This window comes from Pseudomonas sp. SB113, from assembly GCF_040754745.1.
Classification (GTDB): Bacteria; Pseudomonadota; Gammaproteobacteria; order Pseudomonadales; family Pseudomonadaceae; genus Aquipseudomonas; species Aquipseudomonas grimontii.
The window spans coordinates 1-436 of sequence record NZ_JBFMHW010000195.1 but is presented as its reverse complement, the minus strand read 5'-3'; the positions used below and the strand labels follow the sequence as shown (position 1 = coordinate 436).

Here is a 436-nt window from a genome sequence, read left to right as displayed (position 1 = left end):
ATGCTGATGGGCTTCTCGCTGGTCGAATCCGAAGACATGCCTGATGCGACGGCGGATTCCACGCCGATTGCGTTTGGCGATTTCGCGCGTGGGTATCTGGTGGTCGACCGTACCGGCGTTCGCGTGTTGCGCGATCCGTATTCCGCCAAGCCTTATGTGCTGTTTTACACGACCAAGCGCGTTGGCGGCGGGGTGCAGGATTTCGACGCGATCAAGCTTTTGAAGTTTGGCACGGCCTGAGAGACGAATCTCTAACTTCTGGATGGCCTCGATTTCATGATCGGGGCCATTTTTCTTTCCGATCATATTTGGGAGACAGAATGACGCTTTTCAGGACGGTGGAGCCGGTTGGCGAACCGGTTTCTCTGGCCGAGGCGAAGGCGCAACTGCGCCTTTCGCATTCGGGCGACGACGCATTTTTGGGTGGCCTGATAAG

At 56.7% G+C, this 436-nt stretch carries 1 protein-coding gene; it reads left to right on the top strand.

All coding sequences use genetic code 11. From position 1 onward, the window contains the following. Positions 1-240 (top strand): phage major capsid protein (locus AB1462_RS32130; RefSeq protein WP_367249149.1); only part of this gene is annotated, 240 nt, incomplete at its 5' end. Positions 241-436 lie beyond the last annotated feature (196 nt).